Origin of the sequence: Candidatus Mycobacterium methanotrophicum (genome assembly GCF_023515995.1) — a bacterium.
GTDB lineage: Bacteria > Actinomycetota > Actinomycetes > Mycobacteriales > Mycobacteriaceae > Mycobacterium > Mycobacterium methanotrophicum.
Genome location: NZ_CP097320.1, coordinates 2,567,608 through 2,592,486, shown reverse-complemented (window position 1 = coordinate 2,592,486; position 24,879 = coordinate 2,567,608). Strand labels below are relative to the sequence as shown.

Here is a 24,879-nt window from a genome sequence, read left to right as displayed (position 1 = left end):
CAGTCGAACCGCGCTTACCTGCCGCATACGGGCCACTGTCGATGGCTGTCCGGCGCAGTCTCACCGAACCGGCGCCCCGCGGTCAACTGGCTCCCCTTGGCGCTTCGGTGAGCGACTCCGATCCGTACGGCTTGGATCTGCAGCTGGCCCTTTACATGTGCTACGAACTGCACTACCGGGGCTTCGCGGGCGTCGACCCCACCTGGGAATGGAATCCCGGTTTACTGCACCTGCGCGCGCAATTGGAGCGGGCTTTTTTGGCCGGAGTCCGCCGGGACGTGGGTCGGATCGAGCCGAGCCAGACTGCGGCAGCCGAAATGGACTCGCTCTCAATCGAATCCGTTGAAGGGACCGGGCCGTCGTGTTGGCTGCGTGACAGCGGCACCTGGCAGCAGATGCGCGAGTACTTCGTGCACCGGTCGCTATACCACCTCAAGGAGGGCGATCCGCACGCGTGGGCTATTCCGCGTCTGACCGGCCAGGCCAAGGCGTCGTTCGTCGCCGTCGAATTCGACGAATACGGAGCCGGACGCGGCGCGCAAGTGCATCAACAGCTGTTCGCCGACCTATTGACTGCCGCAGGTTTGGATTCCGCATACCTCGCTTATCTCGACGCGGTTCCCGCCGAATCGCTTGCGGTGGTGAACTTGATGTCGTTGTTCGGCTTGCACCGACGGTTACGCGGAGCCGCAATCGGGCATTTCGCATCAACGGAGATCACCTCGTCACCAGGTTCCCGCCGGTTGGTGGAGGCGCTGCAGCGGCTGCTCGCGCCGCAGGAATGTGCGGCGTTCTACCTCGAGCACGTCGAGGCTGACGCCGTGCATGAGCAGGTGGTACGCGCCGACGTAGTAGGCGATCTCGTCGCCCGGGAACCGCAGTTAGATCAAGATGTGGTGTTTGGTATCCGCGCCCACGCCGTCGTCGAGGACCGGCTTGCCGACGCCATCATGACGTCGTGGAAGGCCGGGCAGACGTCGCTACGACGACCGCTGTTTTGAGCGGGCCGGCACCGGGCGACATCGCCGGTGGCTGGTGTCGCACAACGGATAATTCTTGCTGCGCCGACAAGTGCAGACGGCCACCATGAATCGGTCAGATTCCACGACGTCGCCGCTCGGCGTCTCAATGCGCACCGGTCCGGATACCAACACGGGCCCGTTGGGTATCACTTGCACCCGCGCGCATTCCGTCATGGCTTGTCCGCCCGAATAACCGCCAGTTCCTCGATCCGGCAGCCCTTTTGGATCCGACCAGTGACTTCCAGCCAACCGGCCCGCGCAGAAAGCACCGGACCGAACGGAATACACTGGTAAGCGACGACGTCAGCTTTCAATCCGGTTGAGCGCAACGATTCCAGTGACTGTTCGACTCCAGATAACGCCGACTGCACCAGCAGCAGGGAGCCGCCGGCTGCGAGCATGCCGGCCGCTGATTCGCACAACGGATCTAGTACCGTCCGCCCGTCTACGCCGGCGTTCCAGGCCCCTGGCGGGCCTGCGGTTATCGGGATGACCTCGGTGTCCCCTGCCGGCGGGGTAGGCACGTAGGGCGGATTGGACACGATGACATCAAAGGGCGCGTAATCCAGCGCGCCAGGCGATGATCCAACATGAACATTGACCTCGACACCGGCGTGGACGGCATTGCCCCGCGAACAGTGCACCGCATGTGGGCAGATATCGAACGCGGTCACGCTGGCGGCGCCCAACTCCGCCGCAGCGATTGCCACGACGCCGCTACCCGTACAGAGGTCCAACACCCGCCGGCCCGCAACCAGCTCGCTCTTTTCCAGCGTGTCGATGAGCAGCTGCGAGTCATGTTGCGGCGGGTAAACACCGTTGATATCCAGCGAATCGCACGGAGCAGGGTAAGCGACGGTCACTTCGGCCTTTCGAGGTGGTGATTGCCGTGGTAGTCACGGCTTGAAGTGACTCATGCCCACACGTCGTCGGTAATTTGTGCGTCCCAGTCCACCGGCTGGCCGATTGGCGCGTTCGCCACCCAGTGCGAGCGATCACCGGAGTCGGTGACCGATTGCAGGTGGTACATGAATGACGGCAGATTGTCCAGGTTGCGCCAGTAGCGGTAGACGTCTTCGGGAGAACGCCGCACCGTGATTGCGGCGCGCAAGCTGCGGTGCGCTGACCCGTTCGCGTGCCGACCGTTGTTGCCGGTGACACGCAACGCGGCGTAGAGGTCGGCTGCAGCAATTCCGGCAAGAGCGACAGCCGAGGCGGTTCCGCGCCGGCGCCGCCGACCGTCATCGCTTTTCGCAAGCGCTGCGCCCAGCAAGCTCAAATCCAAGACGTCGCCGGCAACCCTGGTCCAAACCAGCTTGCCTGAGCCGAACAGCAGGGCTGCAGCGTGCGCGCATTCCCGTAGCCCAAACGCCCTGATCACCGCCCGGGATCGGTTGGTCTCGTCGATACCGGCTGTGGCGGCGACTTTCGTCGGCACCAGGATTTCGCTCAGCCCGAGCCCTAGGCTGGCACCACCCAAGCCCTTGACCGGCGCTGTTGTGGTTTGCGCGGATGAATCAGTCATTGCTACTCCCGTCCTTGGCTGCCGTCCGTAGCGCCGCGAGCAGCGGCTCGGCGGCTTCTTTGAGGAAGAGGTCTTGGCTCTCGCCGCCGATTTGCACCAGCGCGATGTCGGAGAAGCCGGCTTCCCAGTAGGCCCGCACCGCGTCGACGATCGCGTCGAAATCTGGGCCGCAAGGGATGCTGTTCGCGACGTCTTCGGGGCGGACGAATCGCGTCGCTCCGGCAAAACCCGCCGTCGTCGGCAGATCAGCGTTCACATTCCAACCGCCACCGAACCAACGGAATTGGTCGTGGGCACGTCGGATGGCGGTGTCACGGTCGGGGTCCCAGCAGATTGGTATCTGGCCGACCACCCGGCCTCCGCCTGCGATGCCACTGCCTTGCCGCACCGAGTGCCAGGTACTCACCAGGTCGCCATCGGGTTCGACCGCGATCAAGTGGTCTGCGAGGGTGGCGAATTTATCGACGGACTTCTTCCCGCTCGAGGCCACCCCGATACCGACCGGCACGTCCGGCAAATCCCACAGCCGCGCGGAATCCACTTGGTAATAGTTGCCGCGCCAATCGACCAGCCCGCCGCGGAACAACGCGCGGATGATCTCGATGGCCTCCCGCAGCATCTCGTGCCGTTGCCCGACGGCGGGCCAGCCCTTACCAATAACGTGCTCGTTGAGGTTTTCGCCGCTGCCCAGGCCCAGGGTGAACCGGCCGTCGGCTAGGATCTGCACAGTTGCGGCCTGCTGCGCGACGATCACCGGGTGATAGCGCATGGTCGGGCAGGTCACGTAGGTGTACAGATCTACCCGTTCGGTAACTTGGGCTACCGCTCCCAGCACCGCCCAGGCGTTGGGCGCATGTCCCTGGGAGGCCAGCCAAGGGGAGAAGTGGTCGCTGCTGACCTCAAAGTCGAAACCTTGATGCTCAGCGGAAACTGCGTACCGGACAAGGTCTTTCGGCCCATTCTGCTCCGTCATCAGGGTATAGCCAAAGCGCGTCATGCGGCATCGAGTACCCCTGAACGGCAGCGGCAAACGGCCGCCGCCACGCTAGCAGCAGCAGCCTGATCCAGCACAGCGGGCCGATCGCGGTCGCGGCGGCGGTGACCCAGGCGGTGCTGATCGCGAACGAGGACGGCGGCCACCGGGCCAGGCCGGCGGCCGTCCCGTTGCGGATGAACCCTTCCGCGCGGGCGTGCACCCGGCGCCGCGCCTTCGGCCGCCGCACCTGCCCGCCGGCGGTGTTGGCCGCCGCCAACCTGATACCGGTATCCGCCCAGCTGCCCGAACAGCGACAACTGAGCGCCAGTCTCGGTCTTCTCCCGGCGCGCCAGGATCCGCATGCCGGCGGGCCAGCCGGCCAGCCGGTCGCCGCCGGCGGACTCGCGCAGCAGCCCGGTCAGCCCGGCGGCCTGCGCGTCCTGGCGCGTTGCCCGCGCGCCGCGATGATCGCCAGCAACCCCCCCGGTATTGCCGCACCACGGCCGTGAGCGGATGAAACCCGCACCCTCCCTTGACGTTCCCGGCCGCGTGCTGCGTTCCCGAATGTGAGCCGATCAGCGGGGCGCCGACGCCGATCGCGATCACCGCGCCCAGATCCCCCTAGCAGGCGGGCGCCGGAGGGATCCGCCCGTGCCGGGCTCCGATCCACTCCCACACCCGCTCGCGGAGCGTGCTGCCCACCATCATGACCCGGGCCAGCGCCGGCCCGTCGATCTCGTTCAGCGACCGCCGCGCCGCGGCCGCCGGCGCCGCCGGGCCGAACACCGGGTCCTGCTCGCGCAGCACCACCACATCGCAGATGTCGCGGCCGGCGCTGGTGATCATCACCGCCACATCGCGCAGCGCCGCGCCCCGATCATGGGTCACCCCCGGCCGCGGCAGCGCCGCCGACAATCCCGCGGTGAGCCCGGTCGCATCCGCCGGCATCCGCGGCATCCAGGCACCCGCCGTGCCCGACCACATCATCGCCGCGGAGCCCTACCAGAAACCAGTTCCTGGACCCACGGATAGGTCAGGAGGGCCAAAAATCGGCGCGATTATTGCTGGCAACCTAGGGGCAGCGTGACGGTCGCACCGGCTGCGGACCTGGCATGATGTTTCACAGGCAGCGCCTGCTGTCGGTGGTATCGCTGGCGCATCGGCTCGCTTAGCTCTTGCCGGCGTGGCCATGATCATTTTCGGCGTGGTGGCCGGTCACCTGGTGGGCGTCATCGCCGGAATTAGCGCGGTGACGGCCCAGGTCATCTTTTGGGTGGGGAGTGCCAGCTGTGGGTACGACATGAGCCCCCACCGGCCCAATACTGACAACGCCACCGGCCCGCAGGCCCGGTTTGCATGGTGGGTAAGCCGGGAACACAGCGGCCATGTTGATCCGCAGAATCGCTCGTCCGTTGCTGTCCGCTGTGTTCATCGGCCAAGGTGTCGAAACATTGCGAAACCCCGAGGTCGCCGTCGATGCGGCGGAGCCGGCTGTGACGGCGCTACGGACCCTGCCGGAACCTTTCGGAAGCAAGGTTCCGTCGGATCCCGAGACCGCGGCCCGGATAACCGCCGCCGTTCAAGTCGGCGGTGGTCTCTTGCTCGCCACCGGCAAAATGCCGCGGATCGCCTCGGCAGCGCTCGCGTTCACCGTGATACCGAGCAGCCTTGGCGCACATCTGTTTTGGACAGAGAGCGACCCGGAGCGTAAAGCACGGAAACGTCGTGACCTGCTCACCGACCTGAGCCTGTTGGGCGGGTTGATCATTGCGTCGGCCGACACAGCCGGCAAGCCATCGCTGGGATGGCGTGGTCGACGAGCGGCCGGCCGGATCTCGGAGGCGATCTCGCTGAATGGCTCCGACGGCAGTTTCCTTGATTCCGAGCTGGGCGGACGAATTGCGCACGGGCTTCAAGTGGGTGCGGAGCGCGGCCGCGAACTGGCCAGCACGGCCGCCGAGAAGAGCGAACCGCTGGTCGATGCTGCCCGGGAGCGAGGTGGTGAATTGATTAGCACTGCCGCGGAGAAGAGCGCGCCGGTGGTACAGGCCGCGCGCAAGCGCGCACGTAAGCGCGGCCACGAGCTGGCAGAAACGGTCCGCGAACGCGGCGCCGAACTGGCCGAAACCGCCCGCGAGCGCGGCGCGGATTACGGTGAGCGAGCCCGCGAACGCGGCAGCGAGCTGGCCGCTGAACTTGCCGACACCACGCGCAAGCGCGGTGGTGAGCTGGCCGCCCGCGGGCGGGTCAAAGCTCGTCGCTGGCGGTGATCCGCCGGCGCCGTCCATACAGCACCCAGGACACCGCTATCAGCGCGAACACCACAACAGGTACGACGCTGGCCCAGCCGGCCGGATAAACCACGCCGGCGATGTAGTTGGCAATGAATCCCTGCGGTGGCAGTGGCGCCATCCGGGCTTTCGCCCGACCCCAACGCTCTAGCCATGTCAATGGACAGCCAAGCTTGCCGATGGTGATCGCGATCCCCCACAGCGTTGCCGACACGTGCAGCCAGATCGTGCGCCGCCAGCGCAATGCGATGAAACCGCCGACGACCAGGTAGCAAAGAAACGCGACGTGCCCCGCGACCACAAGCGCGACCACGATTTGATACATCGCTAGCCCCGTGTGCCAGGTATTTTTGTCGTTCTGACCACCATGGTAGCCGCCGCCGCGGTGGTCAAGGAGGTGGTCACGAACTCGACAGATAGTTCATAAATCTTTCGACGATGCTGTCCACGCTTGTTTCGATATCGAGGGCTATTCCGTGCTCGGCGGGCGCCAACGGCTCCAGAATGTCGAACTGCGATTTCACCAGCGCCGCTGGCATGAAGTGGTTTGGTCTAGCGCCTTGTCGGGAAGCGATCAGTTCGGGTGGGCCGGTCAAATGCAAGAACTCGATGCGCGGACAATGCGAGCGCAGTCTGTCGCGGTATGCGCGCTTGAGCGCCGAGCAGCTGATCACACCGCCGTCCTCATGGTCGGCCAGCCACTGCCCGACCGCTTCCAGCCACGGATAGCGGTCGTCGTCGGTGAGCGGCGTACCCGCCGCCATCTTTGCGATGTTGGCTTGCGGGTGGAAGGCATCAGCGTCGGCGAACGGCACGCCGAGGCGCCGCGCCAATGCGGCGCCCACCGTCGATTTGCCCGATCCGGTGACACCCATGACCACGATGGGTGCGCTCGGCCTACAGAGTTTTTCAGCGCAGATTACGGTTCCACTCCATCGAACCCACGCCGCTGCGGCCGTCGGCGGTGCTGACAGTGGCCCATACGCGGGGAAATTGGCTGACCCGCCCGTCGAGGGACACCAGCCGCACCGGTGCGTGTCCGCGCACGTCGATGGACGCGGTGATGTCGCCGGGATCAACCGCCAGCGTTGCGCTGGAAGGTAATCCGTCGGCGCGCCTCGGCGAGCTTGCCGTCACCGAGCAGCGGACCCTGCAGCCGGGCCGGTTCGGTGACGGCAAGCTGAGCCTGAGCGATTGTGGCGCCGCGGATTTCATCGCCGACGAGCGCTGGATTGGCGTCGCCGAGCAGGACATCGAAAATGCCTGCCGAAGCGTCGAAAGCCAGGTGATAGCACCGCGCGACCGGTCCGTGCAGGCGCGGGGCCGATATCGGTGTAGAAGCCGACTTCACCCTCGTAAAGACCCAGACTCGAGCCGGTCTGCCGGCTGATCGGGTCGGTGGCCGCGACTTTGAGCACCACGGAGTCCGGTCCGCCGGCGTCGGCATAGGTTAGCCGAGCCCGGTAGCATTCGCTCATTTGCCCGGTGCCGATCCGCTCGACGCTGAAATCGGCAACGGTTCCGGCGCCGATCGCTGCGGTCAGCCCCGCGGCGGTGAGATCCTCCGGGCATTCGACGACGTTGTCGGTGTGTGTTTGCATGGCTCGTTTACGAAACCACATCCGTCGTCAGCGCGCCAGAGAGAAGCCCTCCCACGCCATCCGGCGTTCGGGGTGGGGATCGAATTCGAGATGGGATTTGCGGTCGAAGACCATCACCGCGCGGTTGGTGTCGGTGTAGGTCGGCCAGTCGTCGCCGGGCACTCCAGAATTGCTGAACGATCGCCAGCGCCTTTGCGCTTCGTTGGTGACCCGCAAGGCAGATCGGCGATCACCGGCCGCGGTCAGCACCGCTGCTAGTGTCCTGCGCCTGTTGTCCTGCGCCTGTAATTCGTTTCGTGAGTCGTTGGATGGACTGGAGGATCTGTTCAGCGGTTTTGGTCCACACGAATGGTTTTGGGTTGTCATTCCAGTTGGCCACCCAGGCGCGGATGTCTTTTCCAGGGTCTGCACGTTGCGGTGGTCGCCACGTTCGATGAGTTGGCGGGTGAGTTCGGCGAACCACCGCTCAACTTGGTTGATCCAGCTGGAATAGGTTGGCGTGTAGTGCATGTGGAAGCGGGGGCGCTTGTCCAGCCAGGCCGTGACGGTGGGCGCTTTAGGGGCGCCGTAGTTGTCGCAGACCAGGTGCACGTCCAAGTCGGCGGGGACCTCGGTGTCGATCTTTGCCAGGAACTTCTTGAATTCCACCGCGCGGTGGCGGCGGTGCAGCGAGGAGATGCCAGTGCCGTCGCTGATGTCGAACGCGGCGAACAGGCCGGTGGTGGCGTTGCGGACGTAGTCGTGGGTGCGTTTTTCGGGCATGCCGGGCATCATCGGGAATGCTGGCCGGCTGCGCGCCAGCGCCTGGATCTGCGACTTTTCATCCACGCACAAAACCACCGCGGACTCGGGTGGGTCCAGGTAGAGCCCAACAACGTCGTAGACCTTCTCCACGAACAGGGGGTCGTTGGAAAGTTTAAAGTTTGTAGTGCTCGCTGCGGTGGGGCTGCAGCTCGAAGGCCTTCCAGATGCGCCCGATCGTCGACTTGCTCAAGCCCGACCGCTTGGCCATCGATGCGCGTGACCAGTGCGTGGCATTGTCCGGGGTGGACTCCAGGGTGGCCACGACCACCTCTTCGACCTGCTCGGCGGCGATCGTGGCTGGCCGGCCCGGGCGCGGTTCGTCGACCAATCCATCGCAGCGCGCTTCGACGAACCGGGCCCGCCACTTACCCACCGTTGGTTGCGACACGTGCTCTTGGGCGGCGACCTGCTTGTTGGTCAGGCCCTGCGCGCAGGCCAGCACGATCCGCGACCGCAACGCCAGCGCCTGCGAGGATTTCCGCCGCCGCGCCCACCGCGTCAACGTCTGACGCTCCTCGTCGCTGAGCACTAGTTCTGCTGTTGGCCGTCCACGTCGCGTCATAGATTGAATTATCTTATAGGCCAACCTAATTCGCCTGACCGATCAACGTTACCTAAGTCACAATTATGTAACGAATTACCGGCGCAGGACACTGGCTTGGTGCGGTAGATCCCGAAGACCGCGAGCAGTCCGGTGGCATGCGTGGCACCCAGCCCCGACCAGCGCAGCGTCCGCGGTGCGTAGTCGTATCGATATAGGTAAGCGGGCGCGTGCTTGCCATGGGCCTCTGCAATCTCCCAAGCCGCCGAGCTGAAGGCGAAGTCGCCGCCGAGCCGCATACAGGCGGACCGCTCCGGGTAATCAGGGTAAGCGGCGGTAATACGCTGCCGAGCAGCCGGTTCCACCTCGGCCAGCAGCGCTTCGACCATCGGCTCCGTCGTCGGCAGCAGCGGCAGGAAGCGGGTGAGCAAGCGTCCTTCGTCGGCGTTGGTCCCCACGATCAGCGGCACCCGGCGCGCTTGGCCGCGCCGAATCGCCTCGACGGGGTCCAGCGGCAGAACGTCGTCACCGGTCACCGGGCCGATAGGAAAGGCTCCAACATGTCTCGCACGCCCTCGTCGATCAGGCGATTTTGCGCCGCCAGCAATTCGGCCGGAGAAGCCTGCAGCAGGGCGCGGGCGGCATCCCGCTTGCGGACACCCATGATGGTCGCGCACTTGGTGAAGCCGCGGCAATACCGCACTCCGCGCCCCGGCTGGGCCGGCCGCGGCGCGCGAAAACGCAGCGGACCCATCGGCGGCCGGGCGTACGGAATCGACCGCCAGCGGTGCACGCCGTCGCGGGTAAACCCTTCCACGGTGCTGGCGGCCGTAGTGACGCGGACGGTGTGTTCGTGCATGACCTGACGGTAGCGAAACCCAAGCGCGTCACGCTTGGCAGGTCTAAAGAATCGAGTACGTCGCACCCCACATCGACGGTAGAGCAGATTTGCGCGATCTTTTCAGTGCTGCCGTCAATCTCGATGACCCGCAACGGCGTTGTCGTTCGAGGCAAGCTCGAGCACGCGAATCTCTCCGGTACTGCCATCAACTTCCACGAGTGCCCCGGGTGGGAGACGCCGAGTAGCACCATGGACGTCCACCACGCAGGGAAATCCGAACTCCCGGGCCACTACGGCAGCGTGCGACATCGGGCCGCCGAGCTCCGTTATGGCAGCGGCTGCATACGAGAACGCGGCGGTGTAGCCGACATCGGTGACCTCCGCGACCAGAATCTCGCCGGGTTCCAGGTCGTCAATTGTTTCAGGTCGGATGATCCGCACGCGGCCGCGGACCCGGCCACCACAGACACCCAGGCCGCGCAGGGTGTCCCCGGGAGTGAGAACCGTCGCTAATGTGGTCGCCGACTGCCAGGCGCCACTGATGACCGCGGGCGGAACGATGCCGGCCAACCGCTGCCGTTCGGTGCGGCGCTGCAAGACGATTTCGGTTGGATTTGCCGGCAGCGCATCGAGTTCGTCGACTAACAGATAGAACACATCATCGGGGGTCTCGAAAGCGCCGGAACCCACTAGGCGACGCCCATATTCACGCAGCAGTCGGCGCAACACCCAGATGGCGCGCACCATTTTGTCGCGGCGAACTTCGCGGTCGCGAAGCTGACGCACGGCCAGCACCGCGACAGGCCGCGCCTGGACCGGGATCGACGGATGGCGGGGCTGCACCATTGTCGAAGAGTTCAACGATTTCGCCACCATCCGGATCAGCAGTTCAGGGTCGTCGCTGTAGGTGGTCGACAGCATCTCGACTTCGGCTGGGCCCCGGTGCCCGATCAGGGTCAGCTCGGCAAGAACCGCGGCATGAAATTCCGGAACCTGTTCAGCTAGCGCGTCGAGGCGCCGCCCTGGCTCGGCGAGCACCCGTGCCACATTCGGGTCGTGTTGTGCCGCGGCGACCAGTCGATGCAGCGCGCCTAGCAGGCGCGCACTGACCAAATCCGGGCCGGCGGACGGTGTGATGTTTCGTCCGCCCAGGCCGCGCAGGATCACGCTAAACGCTGCAAAAAGCATGAAGGACCCACCCCCCGCCAGCACCCAGCCGTGCACGACATGATCGCGTGCCAACAAAATCAGGCTGAGCAGGCGACGCTCGTCCATTTGCCGAAGATCGTCGCCTGCCAGGCGCTCCAGACGATCGATGTCGGCGGTGTAGTCGCGGGTATCCCGCCCTGTGCCGGCGCTCAAACCGATCAGGTTGATTCCGAATACTCCGATATTGCGGATTGCGCGCAGTAGCCTCGGGCCACGGCTGCAGTCACGCTCCAAAAGCTGTGGACCGAAGATCGGCAACTCTGGGAAGCTCGGACCAAAGAATTGGCTGTTGCTGATGACCGCCGCAGGTTTCACGAATGGCACAGTCTCGGCCATGAAATATGCGGCTGTGATGCCACCGTAGAGGCGGTGCGCGAAAACCCCGACAGTGCGAGTGGCGATTTCGCGCTGGATCAACCCGCCGGGCCGTAGCCGTTCTGCGATGCCTACGCCGGCGGCTCGCAGGCCGCGCACCGCCACCGACGCCGACGACGGTGAGAACGGTCCGGGCAGGGCCTCTGACAGATTAGTGGCAAGGAACGTCGGGAAGCGCGGGTCGATCGGTGTGTCGAACTCACCGTTGCCGCCCTGCGGGCCGGCCAGGACCGGAACGGTCCCGTCGACGGCCGGCGCATCGACTGCGGGGATGTCCTGGACAGTGGTCAGCCGCCAGGGCAACGACACCACACGCTTGCCCAGGGTCACTCGCCCACGCACCGCCAACGCGAAATCTCGGGCACATTCATCGGCGTTCCAGGCCGGTGTAAGTCCCCATGCGTCGCGTAGCCGGGAAGTGTCCATTAATGGCGCGCCGTACAAATATTCCAACTCGGTGACAATTGACCAACGCCGCAGCGCCCCCATCCATGCGGGCATGCGCACGACCGGGCGCCCGAGAGCGGTGGCCAGCTCAGCAAAAGAGAGGTCTCCCGGGGCGGCCAGATTCACCGGACCGCTCTCGATGCTGGTATCGAGGACTGCCCGCATGAGTACCCGCAGCGCATCGTCGCTATGTACCACCTGCAGCCTGCGCTCGGTCAACCCGTCGAAGCGGGGCCATACCGGGGACGCCAGTAGGCGCAGCACCCAGTTGTTGACGTTTCGGCCGATGATAATCGCGGAACGGATCGTTACCCATTCCGCGCCGAGGCGGGCCAGCATTTCCTCGACGCGCGCCTCCGCAGACACTGGCGCTTGTCCACCGTCGGCGTGGGGCGAGGATACGAACACGATGCGACGGGTCCCGCTTTGGCCCATCGCGTCAAGCACATTGGCGGTCCCGCCGATATTGATCTCGCGACCAACCGAGCGAGCAGCGGCCGGGTCGACCGACCAGGCGCAGTGCACGACGACGTCCGCGCCTGTGACCGCACGTCGCACCCCGGCTACATCGCGAATATCGCTCTTGACGAAATTAGCTGAGCTCGGCCAGCTTTCGGGGCGATGACGGGCCAGACCGACGACATCGTGGCCCCGGCTGAGCAGTCGGGCGACAACGCCGCGACCGATCACTCCGCTCGCGCCGGTGACGGCGATCCTCACTGGCTAACCTCGAACCCCATCTGGCTAGTCGTCGTCATCCAGCAAGGCAGCATTGACCAGATCGTCGAGATCCATTGTTGCGATGTCGGTTTCTCTGGTCTCTGCACCGTCGGTTCTGTCGGTTTCGTTCGCCAGGTTGAGCAGCAGGTCCAATACTCCGGCCTGGCGAAGGCGTTTGACCGGAATAGATGCCACCACGCGCTGGATTTCCACCTCGCCGGGTGCGACGCGCGGCGCCGACTCGGTCGAGCCGCCGACGAGCTCTTGCCGGAAGTAACCGGCCAGCGCTGCGGAGTTCGGATAGTCGAAGATCAGAGTCGGCGAAAGCGCCAGCCCGGTGGCCGCTTTGAGCCGGTTACGCATCTCGACCGCGGTCAGCGAGTCAAAGCCCAACTCCTGGAACGCCTTATCGGGGTCGATGGCCTCGGCGTCGGTGTCGCCCAGCACGGTCGCGATGTGCGAACGCACCAAATCCAGCAGCACCGCATGCTGCTGGTCCTCGGCCAGCCCATCCAGGCGTTGCAGCAGCGCGGACTTCGACTTGGCGGCGGCCAGCGAATCGTCCACCTGACGCCTCGCACGCGCGTTGATCAGGTCGGCGAACATCGGCGGCAACGTGCCCGCGTCGTACTTGGCGCGTAGTGCGCCTGCGTCGATGCGGGCGGGCAGCAGCAACGGCTCGTCGATCACCATCGCGGTGTCCATCAACTGCAGGGCCTCGCCTGCGGTCATCGCCACGATGCCGTCGCGGGCGAACCGGGCGAAATCGACAGAAGCCAGTCCGCCGGTCATGCTGCTGCTTTGGTCCCACAGACCCCAGCCCAGCGAGATCGCCGGCAGACCATCCGCACGCCGATGCACCGCCAACCCATCCAAAAACGAGTTCGCCGCCGCATAGTTAGCCTGACCCGACGACCCCACCAACCCGGCCATCGACGAAAACATCACAAACGCCGACACACCCGCATCCCGGGTCAGCTCATGCAAATTCCACGCCGCATCCACCTTGGCCCGCAACACCGCATCCACCCGCTGCGGCGTCAACGACGTCACCACCGCATCATCAAGCACCCCAGCAGCATGAATCACCGCCGACAACGGATACTGCACCGAAACATCGGCAAGCACCTTGGCCAACGCCTCACGATCAGCGGCATCACAGGCCACCACCGACACCCGCGCACCCGCCGCACCCAACTCGGCCACCAACTCGCTCGCCCCCGGCGCATCCGGGCCACGCCGGCTCACCAACACCAACTGGCGCACACCATGGTTGACCACCACATGCCGGGCCAACGCCGAACCCGCCATCCCAGTCCCACCGGTAATCACCACCGTGCCAGCCGCCCACGCATCCGGCATGCTCAACACAACCTTGCCGACATGACGCGCCTGACTCAAATACCGCAACGCCGCCGGCGCCCGCCGCACATCAAACGCCGTCACCGGCAACGGCCGAAGCGCACCGTCATCGAACAGTTCGGCCAGGTCGGTGAGCATTCGCTCAATGTGGTCTGCGCCTGCCTCGAAGAGGTCGAAGGCGCGGTAGCGCACACCGGGGTGGTGTTGGGCGACCGCATCGGGGTCGCGGATGTCGGTCTTGCCCATCTCCAAAAACACCCCACCCGGGGCCACCAGACGCAGCGAGGCATCCACGAACTCACCGGCCAACGAGTCGAGCACGACATCCACACCCCGGCCGCCAGTGACCGCCCGGAACTTCTCCTCAAACTCAAGACTGCGCGAATCGCCGATATGATCGTCGTCAAAACCCATCGCCCGCAACGTGTCCCACTTACCATGACTGGCGGTGGCAAACACCTCCGACCCCAAATGCCGGGCCAGCTGCACCGCAGCCATCCCCACCCCGCCGGTCGCGGCATGCACCAACACCCGCTGCCCCGCGCGAACATCCGCCAACGCCGTGAGCGCGTAGTAGGCCGTCGCGAAAACCACCGGCGCCGTCGCGGCGTCGGGGTACGACCATCCGGTGGGCATCCCCATCACCAACCGGGCGTCTGTGGTGGCCATGGTGCCGGCGCCTTCCGGGAACAGCCCGGTAACACGGTCACCAACGGCGAAACGACCATCGCTCGGGCCGGTTTCGACCACGACACCGGAGGCCTCGACACCCATGACCGCGTCCTCGTCGGGGTATAGCCCGAGGGCAATCATGACGTCGCGGAAGTTGGCTGCCATCGTGCGAACGGCGACACGGACCTGGCCGGGCTCCAGCGGAGCATCAGCATCCGGGATCGGCTCCAGCAACAGGTTTTCAAAGGTGCCCTTGGTTGACATGCCAATCCGCCATGGCCCCTGGCCGGGCGGCGGCACCAGCAGGCCATCGACGGCCCGGCTGCCGCGCACCCGCGCGATATGAGCCCTCCCCCTGCGCATCACCACCTGCGGCTCACCGACCGCCAACACCTCGGCTACTGTCGACTCATCCAGTGCCGCATCGGAATCCACCAACACGATCCGGCCGGGATGCTCGGTCTGCGCCGAACGCACCAACCCCCACACCGCGGCACCCGCCAGATCGGTGACATCCTCCCCCGGTAACGCCACCGCACCGCGGGTCGCCACCACCCACACTCCCGAGTCATGCTCGGCCAGCCAGGACTGCAGCGCCCCCAACGCTTCGTGGGTGCGCCGATACGTGCCGGCCAGCGGATCCTCCTCGGCGGCCACCGATTCGAAAACGTCACACGGCCGCGCCTCCACACCCGACACGGGCGACGCCGGTGACCACACCACCTCGAAAATCCGGTCCGGACCCGACCCCGACACCGCCGCCATCAACTGCTGCTGCGACACCGGACGAGCCACCATCGACGCCACCGACAACACCGGCAACCCCAACCCATCGGCCAACTCCACCGACACCGCCGACGGACCCGACGGCGCGATCCGCGCCCGCACCGCCGACGCCCCCGCCGCATGCAACGACACACCCTGCCAGGAGAACGGCACCAGCACACCGCTGTTGTCGCGGTCGTCGGCCTCGGTAGCCACGATCACCGCGTGCAACGCCGCGTCCAACAAGGCCGGATGCACACCGAATCCGCCGACGCCACCCGCCGCATCAGGCAGGGTGACCTCGGCGAACAACTCGTCGCCGCGACGCCACATCGCAGTCAACCCCTGGAACGCCGGGCCGTAACCGTATCCTCGCGCCGCCAACCGGTCGTAAAGCCCGTCGATGTCGACCGGCGTCGCGCCCACCGGCGGCCAGGTCGACAAGTCCGCGCCCGGCTCGACCGCGTCTACACTGCCGGCCCGCACGACACCTTCGGCGTGCAGGGTCCAGCCCGACTGTTCGTCGCTGCGCGAGAACACAGATACCGACCGGATGCCTGATTCGTCGGCGCCGCCGACCACCACTTGCATGGCCACCGACCCGATGGCCGGGATCACCAGCGGCGCCGCCAACATCAGTTCGTCGACGACCGAGCAGCCGACTTCGTCGCCGGCACGGATCGCCAACTCGACGAACCCCGCACCCGGGAACACCACCACGCCGCCCACCGCGTGATCGGAAAGCCACGCGTGTGACGCCGCGGAAAGCCGGCCCGTCAGCACCACCCCGCCGGAGCTCGGCAGCTCTACCACCGCCCCGAGCAGCGCGTGCTCGCTGGCGGCCAGCCCCAGGCTGGCAGCGTCGCCGGCAGCGCCATCGCTGGAAAGCCAAAACCGCCGTCGCTCAAAGGCATACGTCGGCAACTCGACAAAATTAGCCGCGGGCAACACCGCGCGCCAATCCATGCCGACACCCGACGCGAAAGCCTGGGCCAACCCGGCCATCAGGCTGGCCGGTTCCGGCCGGTCTTTGCGCAGCATCGGCACTGACACCAGGTCGACCTCGGCGAGCGATTCTTCGATGGATGCGGTCAGGCCGCCACCCGGGCCGACCTCCAGGAATCGGCTGGCGCCAGCGGAATTCGCAAAGCGGATGCTGTCGGCGAACCGTACCGCCACCCGGATGTGCTTTGTCCAATAATCGGCCGACGCGAAGTCGTCTCCGGCCAGCTGCCCAGTCACATTCGAGATGATCGGGATGGCGGGCGCGTTGACCGTGAGCTCCTTGGCCGCCGCTTTGAACTCGGCGATCATCGGTTCCATCAACGGGGAGTGGAAAGCGTGGGAGACCGCGAGCTTGTGGACGCGGCGACCCTGGTCGCGCAGCTGGTCGGTGATCGCGGTCACCGCACTTTCGTCACCGGAAACCACCACCGAAGACGGGCCGTTCACGGCGGCAATACCGACGCCGTCGGTCAGCAGCGGGCGCACTTCGTCTTCGGTGGCCTGCACGGCCATCATGGCGCCGCCGGCCGGCAGGGCCTGCATGAACCGGCCGCGGGCCACCACCAGCATGGCCGCATTTTCCAGCGACAACACGCCGGCGACGTGCGCGGCGGTCAATTCACCTACCGAGTGGCCCATCACGAAATCGGGCCGGGTCCCCAAGGATTCCAGTAGCCGGTATAGCGCAACTTCGATCGCGAACAACGCGGGCTGCGCGAACTCGGTGGTATTCAGCAGCCATTCGTCGTGGCCCCAGATGACTTCGCGCAGCGGCCGCAGCAGGTGCCGGTCCAGCTCGCCGACAACGGTGTTGAACGCTTCGGCGAAGACGGGATAGGCGGCGTGCAGTCCCATGCCCATCCCGAGCCATTGGGAACCCTGGCCAGGGAAGACGAACACGGTTTTGCGCCCGGCGGCGGCCTGGCCGCAGACCACCGAACCGCCCGGTTCATCGGCGGCCAACTCCGCCAGCCCGGCCAGCAACTGCTCGCGGTCAGCGCCGAGCACGACGGCCCGATGCTCGAACGTCGAGCGGCCGGCCAACGACCAGCCCACGTCAGCGGTGGCCAACTGCGCACGCGCACCGATGAATTCACCTAAACGCGCGGCCTGCTTGCCCAGCGCCGCCGCACTTTTGGCCGAGATCACCCACGGCACGATCGGCGGTTCGGCCGCCGGTTCGACAGCCTCGGCCACCGGAGCCGCCTCGACGATCACGTGCGCGTTGGTGCCGCTGATCCCAAACGACGACACCCCGGCGCGGCGCACGTGGCCGTCGGCCGGCCAGGGCCGTGGCTCGGTCAGCAGAGCCACCGAGCCCGCCGACCAATCCACGTGCGGGCTGGGCTCGTCGACATGCAGTGTCGCAGGCAACATCTCGTGGCGCATCGCCAGGATCATTTTCATCACGCCGGCCACGCCGGCTGCGGCCTGGGCGTGACCCATGTTCGACTTGATCGACCCCAACCAGAGCGGCTGCGAACGGTTCTGCCCGTAGGTGGCCAGCAGCGCCTGAGCCTCGATCGGATCGCCAAGCGTGGTGCCGGTGCCGTGGCCCTCGACCGCGTCGACGTCGGCCGCGCTCAGCCCGGCGTTGGCCAGCGCCGCCCGCACTACCCGCTGCTGGGAGGGCCCGTTGGGCGCGGTCAGCCCGTTGGAGGCGCCGTCCTGGTTCACCGCCGAGCCGCGCACCACCGCCAGCACCGGATGACCCAATCGCTGGGCGTCCGAGAGCCGTTCGACCACCAGCATTCCCCCACCCTCGGCGAATCCGGTGCCGTCGGCGGCTCCGGCGAACGCCTTGCACCGGCCGTCCGGTGAGAGGCCGCGCCAACGACTGAACTCCACAAAGATATCCGGGGTGGCGTTGATGGTGACGCCGCCGCTCAGCGCCAAGTCGCACTCGCCGGACCGCAACGACTGCACGGCCATATGCAGGGTGACCAGCGATGACGAGCAGGCGGTGTCCACCGATAGCGCCGGGCCTTCCAGCCCCAGCACATAGGCCACCCGGCCCGATGCGACGCTGGACAGCTGGCCGGTCAACCGGAAGCCTTCCACCGGCTCGGCGGAGAACATGCCGTAGCCCTGCGTCATGACGCCGGCGAAGACGCCGGTTGCGCTGCCGCGCAACGTGGTCGGGTCGACCCCGGCCCGCTCCAACGCCTCCCACGACAACTCGAGGAACATGCGCTGCTGAGGATCCATCGCTAACGCCTCGGACGGCCCGACGCCGAAGAACGAGGGGTCGAAGTCTGCGACGCCGTCCACGAACCCGCCGGTGCGGGTGTAGCAGGAACCAGGCACGTCGGGGTCTGGGTTGAACAGGTCCGTCAGGTCCCATCCTCGATCGTTCGGGAATTCGGTAACCACGTCCCGGCCATGGATCACCATGTCCCACAGTGCTTCCGGGGTGTCGACGCCACCGGGGAACCGGCAGGCCATTCCGACGATCGCGATCGGCTCGTCGGTTGTCGGCCGGACCGCGGCCACTTTCTTGATCTCTTGTGGGACGCCGGCGAGTTCGCCGCGGATGTAGGTGGCCAGGCGGCCGGAGTTCGGGTAGTCGAAGATCAGAGTCGGCGAAAGCGCCAGCCCGGTGGCCGCTTTGAGCCGGTTACGCATCTCGACCGCGGTCAGCGAGTCAAAGCCCAACTCCTGGAACGCCTTATCGGGGTCGATGGCCTCGGCGTCGGTGTTGCCCAGCACAGTCGCGATGTGCGAACGCACCAAATCCAGCAGCACCGCATGCTGCTGGTCCTCGGGCAGCCCGTGGATGCGGTGTGCCAATGCGGATTTGGATTTGCTGGCGACCAGTGAGTCGTCGACCCGCCGGCGGGTCGGCGTGTTTATCAGGTCGGCGAACATCGGCGGTACCACCGCCGCGTTGGCGCGTAGTGCGCCTGCGTCGATGCGGGCGGGCAGCAGCAACGGCTCGTCGATCACCATCGCGGTGTCGAACAGCTGCAGGGCCTCCGCCGTCGAAAGAGCCAAGACGCCGCTGCGGCCCAGCCGGGCACGACCGGCGTCGTCGAGTCCGCCGGTCATGTTGCTGCTTTGGTCCCACAGACCCCAGCCCAGCGAGATCGCCGGCAGACCATCCGCACGCCGATGCACCGCCAACCCATCCAAAAACGAGTTCGCCGCCGCATAGTTAGCCTGACCCGACGACCCCACCAACCCGGCCATCGACGAAAACATCACAAACGCCGACACACCCGCATCCCGGGTCAGCTCATGCAAATTCCACGCCGCATCCACCTTGGCCCGCAACACCGCATCCACCCGCTGCGGCGTCAACGACGTCACCACCGCATCATCAAGCACCCCAGCAGCATGAATCACCGCCGACAACGGATACTGCACCGAAACATCGGCAAGCACCTTGGCCAACGCCTCACGATCAGCGGCATCACAGGCCACCACCGACACCCGCGCACCCGCCGCACCCAACTCGGCCACCAACTCGCTCGCCCCCGGCGCATCCGGGCCACGCCGGCTCACCAACACCAACTGGCGCACACCATGGTTGACCACCACATGCCGGGCCAACGCCGAACCCGCCATCCCAGTCCCACCGGTAATCACCACCGTGCCAGCCGCCCACGCATCCGGCATGCTCAACACAACCTTGCCGACATGACGCGCCTGACTCAAATATCGCAACGCCGCCGGCGCCCGCCGCACATCAAACGCCGTCACCGGCAACGGCCGAAGCGCACCGTCATCGAACAACTTGGCGAGTTCGAGCATGTATTGGTGCATGCGGACACGGCCCGGTTCGAACAGGTCGAAGGCGCGGTAGCGCACACCGGGGTGGTGTTGGGCGACCGCATCGGGGTCGCGGATGTCGGTCTTGCCCATCTCCAAAAACACCCCACCCGGGGCCACCAGACGCAGCGAGGCATCCACGAACTCACCGGCCAACGAGTCGAGCACCACATCCACACCCCGGCCGCCAGTGACCGCCCGGAACTTCTCCTCAAACTCAAGACTGCGCGAATCGCCGATATGATCGTCGTCAAAACCCATCGCCCGCAACGTGTCCCACTTACCACGACTGGCGGTGGCAAACACCTCCAACCCCAAATGCCGGGCCAGCTGCACCGCAGCCATCCCCACCCCGCCGGTCGCGGCATGCACCAACACCCGCTGCCCCGCGCGAACATCCGCGAGGTGGATGAAAGCGTAGTAGGCGGTGGTGAAAACCGCTGATATGGCCGCGGCTTCGGCGTATGTCCAGTCCGAGGGCATGGGAAGCAGCAGCCGAACGTCGCCGGCGACCAGGGTGCCGCTGCCGTCCGGGAAGAAGCCGTAAACCGAGTCACCGACCGCGAATTCGCTAACCTCGGGTCCGACTTCCACGACGACGCCGGCGCCTTCGCCGCCGATCAGGGCGTCGTGGGTGAACATACCCAGGGTGATCATGATGTCGCGGAAGTTGGTGGCTATGGCGCGCATGGCGACGCGAACCTGGCCGGGCTCCAGCGGAGCATCAGCATCCGGGATCGGCTCCAGCAACAGGTTTTCAAAGGTGCCCTTGGTTGACATGCCAATCCGCCATGGCCCCTGGCCGGGCGGCGGCACCAGCAGGCCATCGACGGCCCGGCTGCCGCGCACCCGCGCGATATGAGCCCTCCCCCTGCGCATCACCACCTGCGGCTCACCGACCGCCAACACCTCGGCTACTGTCGACTCATCCAGTGCCGCATCGGAATCCACCAACACGATCCGGCCGGGATGCTCGGTCTGCGCCGAACGCACCAACCCCCACACCGCGGCACCCGCCAGATCGGTGACATCCTCCCCCGGTAACGCCACCGCACCGCGGGTCGCCACCACCCACACTCCCGAGTCATGCTCGGCCAGCCAGGACTGCAGCGCCCCCAACGCTTCGTGGGTGCGCCGATACGTGCCGGCCAGCGGATCCTCCTCGGCGGCCACCGATTCGAAAACGTCACACGGCCGCGCCTCCACACCCGACACGGGCGACGCCGGTGACCACACCACCTCGAAAATCCGGTCCGGACCCGACCCCGACACCGCCGCCATCAACTGCTGCTGCGACACCGGACGAGCCACCATCGACGCCACCGACAACACCGGCAACCCCAACCCATCGGCCAACTCCACCGACACCGCCGACGGACCCGACGGCGCGATCCGCGCCCGCACCGCCGACGCCCCCGCCGCATGCAACGACACACCCTGCCAGGAGAACGGCACCAGCACACCGCTGTTGTCGCGGTCGTCGGCCTCGGTAGCCACGATCACCGCGTGCAACGCCGCGTCCAACAAGGCCGGATGCACACCGAATCCGCCGACGCCACCCGCCGCATCAGGCAGGGTGACCTCGGCGAACAACTCGTCGCCGCGACGCCACATCGCAGTCAACCCCTGGAACGCCGGGCCGTAACCGTATCCTCGCGCCGCCAACCGGTCGTAAAGCCCGTCGATGTCGACCGGCTTCGCGCCCACCGGCGGCCAGGTCGACAAGTCCGCGCCCGGCTCACGCGACTGCGGGCCCAACTGCCCGCTGGCGTGGCAGATCCATCCCGAATCGGAACCGGCATCAGCCCGGGAGAATATGGATACGCTGCGGTGGCCGGAATCTTCGGCCGGCCCCACCACCACCTGCACGGCGACCGAACCCGAAGTCGGCAGCAGCAACGGCGACTGCAACATCAGCTCGTCGACGCAGCTGCAACCGGCTTCGTCGCCGGCACGGATCGCCAACTCCACAAACCCCGCACCCGGGAACACCACGACACCGTCAACGGCGTGAGCGGCCAACCATCCCTGCGACGCAGCCGAGAGCCGGCCGGCCAGCAGCACGCCGCCCGACTCCGGCAGCTCCACCACCGCACCCAGCAGCGCATGCCCACTGGCGCCCAGCCCAAGACCTTCGGCGTCAAATGCGGCGCCATCACCGGAAAGCCAAAACCGCCGTCGCTCAAAGGCATACGTTGGTAACTCGACAAACTCGGCCCCGGGCACGACCGCCCGCCAATCCACGCTCACACCCGCCACGAAGGCTTGCGCGGCCGAGGTGAGAAACCGGCGGAGGCCGCCCTCCTCGCGGCCGAGGGTGGGGATGACGATCGGTTCGGTTTTGGCGTCAGCGCAGTCGTTGAATGTGTCTTCGATGCCCGCGAGCAACGCGGGATGCGGACTGCATTCGATGAAGGCCCGGTAGCCCTGTTGGCAGGCCCCGCGCACGGCCTGATCGAACTCCACGGTCTGCCGAATATTGCTATACCAGTAGTCGGCGTCCAAGCCGGCGGTGTCGGCCAGACCGCCGGTCAACGTGGAAAAGAATGCGGTGCGTGAAGAACTCGGCTCGAGGCCGGAAAGGACGTCGGCCAGCTGCTCCCGGATGCATTCGACGTCGGCGGAGTGTGATGCGTAGTCGACGTCGATGCGGCGGGCGCGGATCTCACGCTCAGCACACTGGGCGACCAGCTCGTCGAGTGCGGCGACGTCACCGGATACCACCACGGCGGATCGCCCATTGATCGCGGCGATGCTGATGCTGTTCCCGAAGGGAGCCAACAACTCTCGTGCATGCTCGGCACTGCACGCCAGGGAAGCCATGCCGCCGCGGCCAGCGAGCGCCAGCAACAGTTTGCTGCGCAGCGTCACGACGCGCGCGGCATCGCGCAACGACAGCGCGCCCGCGACATGGGCGGCGGCGATTTCGCCTTGGGAATGGCCGATCACGGCGTCGGGCCGGACACCCACCGATCGCCACAATTCGGCCAGCGAGACCATCACTGCAAACAGCACCGGCTGGACGACATCAACGCGGTCCAGACCCGGCGCGCCCGGCGCCCCGCGGAGCACGTCGAGCAGTGACCAGTCGACGAATTCGGCGAATGCCGCTGCGCACGTGTTGATTTTCTCGGCGAAAACCGGAGCGGTGTCGAGCAATTCGACGCCCATGCCGAGCCACTGCGAGCCTTGGCCGGGGAAGACGAACACGGTTTTGCCTGCCGGTGCGGCGTGACCGCAGACCACCGAAGCGCCCGGCGTTCCGTCAGCCAGTTCCGCCAAACCGTTCAGCAACTCCTGACGGTCAGCACCGAGCACCACCGCCCGATGCTCGAATTTCGACCGGCCCGCCAACGACCAGCCCACATCGGCGGACTCCAATTGCTCACGCGCGCGGATGAATTCGCCCAGCCGTGCCGCCTGCGCCGAAACCGCCGCCGCGCTCTTGGCCGAGATCGCCCACGGGACGACCGGCGGCACGGTCCCCCGCTCGGCAGCCGCGTCCACCGCAGGGGGGGCCTCGATGATCACATGCGCGTTGGTGCCGCTGATTCCGAACGATGACACCCCGGCGCGACGCAGCCGGCCGTCGGCTGACTCGGCCTTCCATGGCTGCGGTTCGGTCAACAACTCCACCGATCCCGCCGACCAGTCCACGTGCGGGCTGGGCGCATCGACGTGCAACGTCGCGGGCAGCAGCTCGTGGCGCATCGCTTGCACCATCTTGATCACACCGGCCACCCCTGCAGCAGCCTGCGTGTGGCCCATGTTGGACTTGATCGACCCCAACCAAAGCGGCTGCGAGCGGTCTTGCCCGTAGGTGGCCAGCAGCGCCTGAGCCTCGATCGGATCGCCAAGCGTGGTGCCGGTGCCGTGGCCCTCCACCACATCCACCTCGGCGCCACTGAGCCCCGCATTGGCCAACGCGGTCCGCACTACTCGCTGCTGGGAGGGCCCGTTGGGCGCGGTCAGCCCGTTGGATGCGCCGTCCTGATTGACCGCTGAACCGCGCACCAGCGCCAACACCGGATGACCCAACCGCTGGGCATCCGAGAGCCGTTCCACCACCAACATGCCGCCGCCCTCAGACCAGCCGAGACCGTCGGCAGCTGAAGAGAAGGGCTTGCACCGGCCGTCCGGCGACAAGCCGCGGTGCCGACTGAATTCGACGAACACCGTTGGGGTGGCGTTGACGGTCGCGCCACCGACCAGCGCCAGGTCGCATTCGCCCGATCGCAACGACTGCACCGCCATGTGCAGGGCCACCAGCGACGACGAACACGCGGTGTCCACGGATACCGCCGGGCCCTCCAACCCCAGCACATAGGCCACCCGGCCGGTCGCCACGCTGGACGTCATGCCGGTCAGCCGGTAGCCCTCGATCTCTTCGGCGAGCATGCCGTAGCCCTGAACAATGATTCCGGCGAATACGCCGGTAGCGCTGCCCCGCAACGTGGTCGGGTCGACCCCGGCGCGCTCCAACGCCTCCCACGACAGCTCCAACAGCATTCGGTGCTGCGGATCGGTCGCCAGCGCCTCAGTTGGTGAGATGCCGAAGAATCCCGCGTCGAAGCCCGCGACATCGTCGACGAACCCGCCGGCGCGCGCATACGACTTGTGCGGCGCGTCGGGATCGGCATCGAATAGACCGTCCAGATCCCAGCCCCGGTCGGTCGGGAACTCCGACATGACGTCGCGACCCTGGGCGACCATGTCCCACAGGCCATCTGGAGACTCCACCCCGCCCGGGAAACGGCAGGCCATCCCGACGATCGCGATCGGTTCGCTGGACCGCTCCAGCAGTGCGCGGTTCTTTCGCTTCAGGCGCTCCACTTGAACCAGTGCTTTGCGCAATGCTTCGGTCGCATGCTGAAGTTGGTCACCCATGTCGCTACCCCTCGCCTAACGTCGGTCGTCGCAGCCGGGTCAAACGCTTCCGGCTTCGCACCCGG

General features: G+C 66.5%; 13 protein-coding genes and 5 pseudogenes. 3 read left to right on the top strand and 15 right to left on the bottom strand.

The window, feature by feature from the left end; genetic code table 11:
• The first annotated feature begins 41 nt into the window (after window positions 1–41).
• Window positions 42–1,001, top strand: a complete 960-nt coding sequence (locus M5I08_RS13495) for an iron-containing redox enzyme family protein (RefSeq protein WP_219069301.1) — start codon at window positions 42–44, stop codon at window positions 999–1,001.
• On the opposite strand, the gene M5I08_RS13490 is transcribed toward M5I08_RS13495, so the two are convergent.
• Genes M5I08_RS13490 through M5I08_RS13475 form a run of 4 tightly spaced genes read right to left on the bottom strand, consistent with a single transcriptional unit; the run spans window position 981 to window position 3,544 of the window.
• Window positions 981–1,196, bottom strand: coding sequence for a CDGSH iron-sulfur domain-containing protein (locus tag M5I08_RS13490; RefSeq protein ID WP_219069303.1), 216 nt, complete (start codon window positions 1,194–1,196; stop codon window positions 981–983). The two genes, M5I08_RS13495 and M5I08_RS13490, sit on opposite strands and share 21 nt — an antisense overlap.
• A complete protein-coding gene (locus M5I08_RS13485; RefSeq protein WP_249762767.1) occupies window positions 1,193–1,885 on the bottom strand; it encodes a HemK2/MTQ2 family protein methyltransferase in 693 nt (230 codons plus the stop codon). Before M5I08_RS13485 ends, M5I08_RS13490 begins: the two co-directional genes overlap by 4 nt.
• 50 nt (window positions 1,886–1,935) lie before the next feature.
• On the bottom strand, window positions 1,936–2,547 hold the full coding sequence (locus M5I08_RS13480; RefSeq protein WP_249762766.1) for an SRPBCC family protein: 612 nt from the start codon (window positions 2,545–2,547) through the stop codon (window positions 1,936–1,938).
• Window positions 2,540–3,544: an LLM class F420-dependent oxidoreductase gene (locus tag M5I08_RS13475; protein WP_219069306.1), complete on the bottom strand. Its 1,005-nt coding sequence runs from the start codon at window positions 3,542–3,544 to the stop codon at window positions 2,540–2,542. Before M5I08_RS13475 ends, M5I08_RS13480 begins: the two co-directional genes overlap by 8 nt.
• Before the next feature lie 101 nt (window positions 3,545–3,645).
• Here M5I08_RS13475 and M5I08_RS13470 point away from each other — a divergent pair, with 101 nt between their 5' ends.
• Window positions 3,646–4,032: a hypothetical protein gene (locus tag M5I08_RS13470; protein ID WP_219069307.1), complete on the top strand. Its 387-nt coding sequence runs from the start codon at window positions 3,646–3,648 to the stop codon at window positions 4,030–4,032.
• Window positions 4,033–4,144: 112 nt separating this feature from the next.
• On the opposite strand, the gene M5I08_RS13465 is transcribed toward M5I08_RS13470, so the two are convergent.
• Entirely contained in the window at window positions 4,145–4,471 is a 327-nt protein-coding gene (locus tag M5I08_RS13465) for a hypothetical protein (protein ID WP_219069309.1), read from the bottom strand.
• 437 nt (window positions 4,472–4,908) lie between these two features.
• Here M5I08_RS13465 and M5I08_RS13460 point away from each other — a divergent pair, with 437 nt between their 5' ends.
• Window positions 4,909–5,793 carry a DoxX family protein gene (locus M5I08_RS13460; protein ID WP_219069311.1) on the top strand — a complete coding sequence of 295 codons (885 nt, stop codon included), beginning with the start codon at window positions 4,909–4,911 and terminating at the stop codon, window positions 5,791–5,793.
• On the opposite strand, the gene M5I08_RS13455 is transcribed toward M5I08_RS13460, so the two are convergent.
• The 10 genes and pseudogenes from M5I08_RS13455 to M5I08_RS13415 form a co-directional block, all read right to left on the bottom strand.
• Entirely contained in the window at window positions 5,771–6,139 is a 369-nt protein-coding gene (locus M5I08_RS13455; protein WP_219069313.1) for a DUF2784 domain-containing protein, read from the bottom strand. The genes M5I08_RS13460 and M5I08_RS13455 overlap by 23 nt on opposite strands.
• Window positions 6,140–6,215: 76 nt before the next feature.
• Entirely contained in the window at window positions 6,216–6,689 is a 474-nt protein-coding gene (locus M5I08_RS13450; protein ID WP_219069315.1) for a gluconokinase, read from the bottom strand.
• A gap of 34 nt (window positions 6,690–6,723) precedes the next feature.
• Window positions 6,724–7,029 (bottom strand): DUF7064 domain-containing protein, encoded by a 306-nt coding sequence (locus tag M5I08_RS13445; RefSeq protein ID WP_440271458.1) that lies wholly within the window; start codon window positions 7,027–7,029, stop codon window positions 6,724–6,726.
• Window positions 6,929–7,415: pseudogene (locus M5I08_RS13440) on the bottom strand (DUF7064 domain-containing protein); the annotation flags it as partial. The gene M5I08_RS13445 and the pseudogene M5I08_RS13440, both read right to left, overlap by 101 nt.
• A gap of 27 nt (window positions 7,416–7,442) precedes the next feature.
• Window positions 7,443–7,667: pseudogene (locus tag M5I08_RS13435) on the bottom strand (carboxylesterase); the annotation flags it as partial.
• Window positions 7,645–8,781 (bottom strand): annotated as a pseudogene (locus tag M5I08_RS13430) (IS630 family transposase). The pseudogenes M5I08_RS13435 and M5I08_RS13430, both read right to left, overlap by 23 nt.
• Window positions 8,782–8,876: 95 nt before the next feature.
• Window positions 8,877–9,433: pseudogene (locus M5I08_RS13425) on the bottom strand (carboxylesterase family protein); the annotation flags it as partial.
• Between the two features lie 66 nt (window positions 9,434–9,499).
• Window positions 9,500–9,619, bottom strand: a pseudogene (locus M5I08_RS27300) (hypothetical protein); the annotation flags it as partial.
• A gap of 114 nt (window positions 9,620–9,733) precedes the next feature.
• Window positions 9,734–12,352 carry a PEP-utilizing enzyme gene (locus M5I08_RS13420; RefSeq protein ID WP_219070750.1) on the bottom strand — a complete coding sequence of 873 codons (2,619 nt, stop codon included), beginning with the start codon at window positions 12,350–12,352 and terminating at the stop codon, window positions 9,734–9,736.
• 24 nt (window positions 12,353–12,376) lie between these two features.
• Window positions 12,377–24,814 carry a type I polyketide synthase gene (locus M5I08_RS13415; RefSeq protein WP_249762765.1) on the bottom strand — a complete coding sequence of 4,146 codons (12,438 nt, stop codon included), beginning with the start codon at window positions 24,812–24,814 and terminating at the stop codon, window positions 12,377–12,379.
• Between the last annotated feature and the right edge of the window lie 65 nt (window positions 24,815–24,879).

Bases quoted from the DNA above. Each gene is read 5' to 3' on its own strand.
- M5I08_RS13495 (WP_219069301.1), top strand. From the start codon at position 42: ATGGCTGTCCGGCGCAGTCTCACCGAACCGGCGCCCCGCGGTCAACTG.
- M5I08_RS13490 (WP_219069303.1), bottom strand. From the start codon at position 1,196: ATGACGGAATGCGCGCGGGTGCAAGTGATACCCAACGGGCCCGTGTTG.
- M5I08_RS13480 (WP_249762766.1), bottom strand. From the start codon at position 2,547: ATGACTGATTCATCCGCGCAAACCACAACAGCGCCGGTCAAGGGCTTG.
- M5I08_RS13475 (WP_219069306.1), bottom strand. From the start codon at position 3,544: ATGACGCGCTTTGGCTATACCCTGATGACGGAGCAGAATGGGCCGAAA.
- M5I08_RS13465 (WP_219069309.1), bottom strand. From the start codon at position 4,471: ATGCCGGCGGATGCGACCGGGCTCACCGCGGGATTGTCGGCGGCGCTG.
- M5I08_RS13460 (WP_219069311.1), top strand. From the start codon at position 4,909: ATGTTGATCCGCAGAATCGCTCGTCCGTTGCTGTCCGCTGTGTTCATC.
- M5I08_RS13455 (WP_219069313.1), bottom strand. From the start codon at position 6,139: ATGTATCAAATCGTGGTCGCGCTTGTGGTCGCGGGGCACGTCGCGTTT.
- M5I08_RS13450 (WP_219069315.1), bottom strand. From the start codon at position 6,689: ATGGGTGTCACCGGATCGGGCAAATCGACGGTGGGCGCCGCATTGGCG.
- M5I08_RS13445 (WP_440271458.1), bottom strand. From the start codon at position 7,029: ATGAAATCCGCGGCGCCACAATCGCTCAGGCTCAGCTTGCCGTCACCG.
- M5I08_RS13415 (WP_249762765.1), bottom strand. From the start codon at position 24,814: ATGGGTGACCAACTTCAGCATGCGACCGAAGCATTGCGCAAAGCACTG.